This is a genomic window from Microbacterium sp., from assembly GCF_035277845.1.
In the GTDB taxonomy this organism is placed as follows: Bacteria; Actinomycetota; Actinomycetes; order Actinomycetales; family Microbacteriaceae; genus Microbacterium.
Map to the genome: position 1 here is coordinate 1 of NZ_DATEJS010000181.1, position 4,800 is coordinate 4,800.

Consider the following 4,800-nt stretch of genomic DNA (forward strand, 5'->3'; position numbering starts at 1 on the left):
AGAACGGAAAGTTCCCATGGGGAGACTCCTACTTCCTTCGCCGGCATTACCCGGACAGGTTCGAACGGTCGCAGGCCGCGTCAGCCCGATCTCAGCCCTTGCGAGGGCTCCCGTGTGGATACCCGAAACCCTACAACACGAATCCGCCATACCCGGCTCGTGGCTCTGATCGTCACCGCCCCCGTCGCCGAGCTGTCAGGATCAGGTACCCCGCCAGCGATCCGATGACCGCTGCTCCCGCCCCCAGCAGCCCCCGCTTCGACGATCGCCAGCGTTCCTCGGTGGGAACGACCTCCCCGATGCCCATGATGAGCGCCGCGGCGATGATCCCGGCGACGAGGCGATTCCCGACGCGCTCCGTGCGGCGCATCAGCGGCTCCAGCTCCGCGGCGCGCAGATGCACGTCGAAGCCCGTGCGATCGGCGGCATCCAGGATCCGGCGCAGGCGCACCGGCAGCTCCAGCAGCAGCTCGCCCCCGTCGGATGCCGCCTGGATGAGCCGCCGCGAGATCGAGGTCATGGTCAGCCGGCGATGGAGGATGCGCTGCACATAGGGGGTCAGCACCCCGAAGATGTCGAACTCGGGGTCCAGCTGCAGGCCGATGCCCTCGACCGTGATCAGCACCTTGAGCACGAGCGGCACTTCGCGCGGGAGGCGCAGCCCCTGCTCGCGCAGTATGCCCAGCATGCGCGACACCAGGCGCGCGAAGCCGAGCTCACGCAGCGAGTGCCCCTCGTAGTCGGCGATGAACGACGTCATGGCCGCACGCAGTTCATCATGGTCGACGGCGGCGCGCACCACGGACAGATCGAGGACCGCGTCCACCAACCCTTCCGCGCTTCGGAGGGTGAATGCGACCAGGAAATCGGTCAGTGCGTCCGCGAGTTCCTCGCGAAGCTCGCCGACCATCCCGAAATCGATCAGCCCGATCGACCCGTCCGGCTGGACGAGGAGATTGCCGGGATGAGGATCGGCATGGAAGAAGCGGTCTTCGAAGATCATCTGAAGCATGATGCGCGAACCCGTCTGGGCGAGCCGGACCCGGTCGATGCCGGCGCTGTCCAATGCGTCGACGTCGGTGATCTTCAGGCCGCGGAGGCGTTCGAGGGTGAGCACCCGCGCCGTCGTCGTGTCCCAGAAGATGCGGGGGACGATCGCGTCCGGGCGGTGGGCGAAGTTCGCCGCGAATCGCTCGGCATTGCGTGCCTCGTGCAGATAGTCGAGCTCGGCGAGGAGCGTCTGCGAGAACTCCCGGATCACGCCGTTCAGGTCGAGCCTTCGGGCGAAGTCCCACGTCCGGGTTGCGCGTTCGGCGAGCGTGCGGAGGATGTCGAGGTCCTCGTGCACCTGCGCCACGGCGTCGGGTCGTCGTACCTTCACCACCACCTCGGTTCCGTCTGGACGCCGGGCGGCGTGGGCTTGCCCGATGGACGCGGACGCAAGCGGCGCGCTGTCGAACCAGGCGAAGCACTCCGATGGGTCCTGACCCAGCTCATTCCGGATCGTCTCCTCGACGACGGCGATCGTCACGCTCGGCGCGCTGTCCTGCAGCTTGACGAGTTCCACGATGTAAGGCTCGGGCAGAAGGTCCGGGCGCGTCGAAAGCAGCTGGCCGAACTTGACGAAAGTCGGGCCGAGCTCTTCGAGCGCCTCGCGGAGGTGCCGAGCAGCGACCGGCTGCGGCTGGCGAGGTGCGGCGGCCGGTGTGTCTGGGGACGGCCGCCCCAGCCCGGTCGCCTCCAGCATGTACCCGAGGCCGTGACGCGCGAGCGTCTCGGCGATCTCCCGGTAGCGTCCGATGTGCATCGTCACCATGGTCCGTGCCTCCGCGAGACTCGTGTTCATCCGGCTTTCGAACTGGATGCGGCGTCGCGCTCGGAGGCCGCCGTCCGCCGATCGGGCTGCGCGCACAGCACGATCAGGACGATGAGCCCGGCCACGGGGAGCAGAAGCCAGAACAGGTTCCCCCACGAGTAGCCTGCGGCGCGGAGACGGCGCACGGTCACCGCCAGGGTCGGCACAAGCACAGCCACGCTCCACAGACCGGTGAGGCTCGGACCCGCCGGAAGCATCCCGCTCGCCGTCGTCTGCCAGACGCTCAGCGAGCTGAGTGCGGCATTCACCAGTGCCGTGAACAGCACCCACCACCAGAATTCGGGTCGAGTCGCGGTGCCGCCGAACTCGGCGTACTTGCGGAAGACGGTCGCGATCGATTGCGGGAATGTCATGTCGTTCTCCTTTGCGCTGCGGCGGCTCGAGACGCGAGGCGCGTTCATCACCTCGCCTGGTCGTCGATGCCGGCCCTTCACCCAGCCTCGAACCGGCGGCGCGCCCCGCCCGGGTCGAAGGTCCCGTGACCGTCGTCGGGTGACGCCGACCCGCGCGGCGGAGGATGTGACCTTGGTCCCGCCGTCGTCCGCAGATACCGCAGATGCTGAATGCACGCGAGAGGGAGGCGGGCTCCGTGACGGACCTCGAAGGGCTGACCGCCGCACAGGTCGCGGAGCGGGTGGCCCGCGGACAGACGAACGCGTTCAGCCCGGCGACCAGCCGCACCCTGTGGACGATCGTGAGAACCAATGTGCTCACCCGGTTCAATGCCGTGGTGGGCGCGTGCTTCTTCGCCCTTCTGCTGCTCGGCCGGTGGCAGGACGCATTGTTCGGCGGGATCGCCCTGGGCAATGCGCTGATCGGTTTCGCCCAGGAGTATCGCGCGAAGAGGGCGCTGGACCGACTCGCGGTGCTCACCGCGCCACGGGCCCGTGTGCGGCGGGATGGGAAGGACATCGTCATCGACCGCACAGAGGTCGTGCTGGATGATCTTCTCGTTCTGCGTCGGGGCGACCAGGCGCCGGTGGACGGCATCGTGGTCTCGTCGCGATCGTTGCAGGTGGACGAGTCGATGCTGACCGGCGAGGCGGATTCCCTGAACAGGTCCGTCGACGACGAGGTGATCTCCGGGTCGGTCGTCGTCGCGGGAGAGGCCGTCGTCCGCGTCACACGGCTCGGCGCGGACTCGTTCGCGAACGCCCTCGCCGCAGGGGCCGGACGATACGTGCCCGCCGGCAGCGAACTGCGCTCATCGATCGATCGCCTTCTCACCTGGTCGGGCTGGGCGATCATCCCCGTCGGGGCGCTCGTGCTCAACGCCCAGGTCGAGGTGGCCGGAGGCTGGAGCACGGTCTGGGCGACCGGTGCGTGGGTCCAACCGCTCGTCGGCACCATCGCGGCGGTGGTCGCGATGATCCCGTTGGGCCTCGTCCTCGTGACGTCGCTCGCCTTCGCCCAGGCGGCATTCCGTCTCGCCGACGAGCAGGTGCTGGTCAACGACCTCCCCGCGGTCGAGACCCTCGCCCGCGTCGACGTGATCTGTCTCGACAAGACCGGGACACTCACCACGGGAGGCATCAGCCTGGTCGCCACGCACATCCTCCGCGATGTCCCGGGGTGGCGGGAGGCTGTCGCCTGGTTCGCCTCGTCGGACGATGCCAACGCGACCGCCCGCTGTCTTGCGGCCGCGTTCAGCAGACGCACGACGGCCGAGCCCGCGCATGTGCTCGCGTTCTCGTCGGCGCGACGCTGGTCGGCGGCCTCTTTCGCGGCGGGCCCGGCCGGCACCTGGGTGCTCGGCGCCGCGGAGACCGTGCTGTCTGCGGGCGCGGAGGTCACCGCGCCCGTCCAGCCGATCATCGAGGCAGAGACCTCCGAGGGTCGGCGCGTGGTCGTCCTGGCCCACACCGACATCCCGCTTCGCGACGACGACGCGCTGCCCGCCGGATTGATCCCGGTCGCCGTGCTGGCCCTGGCCGAAGAGGTCCGGGACGACGCCCGTGAGACGCTCGCGTACTTTCGCGACGAGCACGTCAGTCTGCTGCTCGTGTCGGGCGACGATCCCCGCACCGTCGCGGCCATCGCCCGCCGGGCGGGAATCGAGGTGGGCATCGGGGTGGACGCCCGCTCACTGTCGCTCGAGGGAGAGCGGTTCGACGGGCTGCTGGAGGGGACCACGGTGTTCGGACGTGTGGGTCCACGTGAGAAGGAGACGATCGTGCGCGCATTGCAGCGGCGCGGACGCACTGTCGCGATGATCGGGGACGGAGTGAACGACGTGCTCGCCGTCAGGGCGGCCGATCTCGGGATCGCGATGAGCTCGGGTTCCGCCGCGACCCGAGCGGCGGCCCGAGTCGTCCTCCTCGACGGCCGATTCTCGCGCTTGCCGTCGGTGGTCGCCGAGGGGCGCCGCGTCATCGCGAACGTCGAGCGACTCGCCGTGCTGTTCCTCACCAAGACCGTCTATGCGACCACTCTCGCCATCGTGTGCGGACTGATCGTGCTGCCCTTCCCGTTCCTTCCTCGCCAGCTGTCCCTCACCGACGGCGTGACGATCGGCATCCCGGCCCTGCTGCTCGCCTTCCTGCCGAACACCACGCGCTATCGTCCGGGCTTCCTCGTGCGGGTGCTCCGATTCGCGACGCCGGCGGGCCTGCTCATCGCCGCAGCCCTGACGGCCCACAGCGTGATCGCGGGCGCGTCCGCACCGGCGGCGTCCGCGCTGCGTATGAGCACGACAGTGCTGCTCGGCGTCATGGGCATCTGGATACTGACGGAAGTCGCCCGTCCCCTCAGCGCGTACAAGGTGGTCGTCGTCATCGCGATGCTCGGCCTTCTCACCGCAGCCGCATCGATTCCGCCCGCACGGGACTTCTTCGCAATGGTTCCGCTCACGTCCGCCCAGACGATGCTCGTCGCCGGCATCGCCGGCGTCGCGGGAATCGCCTTGTCCGCGCTCGCCGCCGCAT

3 protein-coding genes and 1 riboswitch are annotated in these 4,800 nt (G+C 69.1%); of the genes, 1 reads left to right on the forward strand and 2 read right to left on the reverse strand.

Translation table 11 applies throughout. The features are described 5' to 3' along the window. Positions 1-15 precede the first annotated feature (15 nt). Positions 16-124: riboswitch (TPP riboswitch) on the reverse strand. A 48-nt stretch (positions 125-172) separates the two neighbouring features. Then, positions 173-1,816 (reverse strand): AarF/ABC1/UbiB kinase family protein, encoded by a 1,644-nt coding sequence (locus VJR25_RS07795; RefSeq protein ID WP_324114266.1) that lies wholly within the window; start codon positions 1,814-1,816, stop codon positions 173-175. A 26-nt stretch (positions 1,817-1,842) separates the two neighbouring features. After that, positions 1,843-2,229, reverse strand: a complete 387-nt coding sequence (locus VJR25_RS07800) for a DUF805 domain-containing protein (protein WP_324114268.1) — start codon at positions 2,227-2,229, stop codon at positions 1,843-1,845. A gap of 236 nt (positions 2,230-2,465) precedes the next feature. Between VJR25_RS07800 and VJR25_RS07805 the strand changes: the two genes are divergently transcribed. Further along, a partial coding sequence (locus VJR25_RS07805; RefSeq protein ID WP_324114270.1) for an HAD-IC family P-type ATPase occupies positions 2,466-4,800 on the forward strand: 2,335 nt, incomplete at its 3' end.

Coding starts and splice junctions, on each gene's coding strand:
- VJR25_RS07795 (WP_324114266.1), bottom strand. CDS start 1,816: ATGGTGACGATGCACATCGGACGCTACCGGGAGATCGCCGAGACGCTC.
- VJR25_RS07800 (WP_324114268.1), bottom strand. CDS start 2,229: ATGACATTCCCGCAATCGATCGCGACCGTCTTCCGCAAGTACGCCGAG.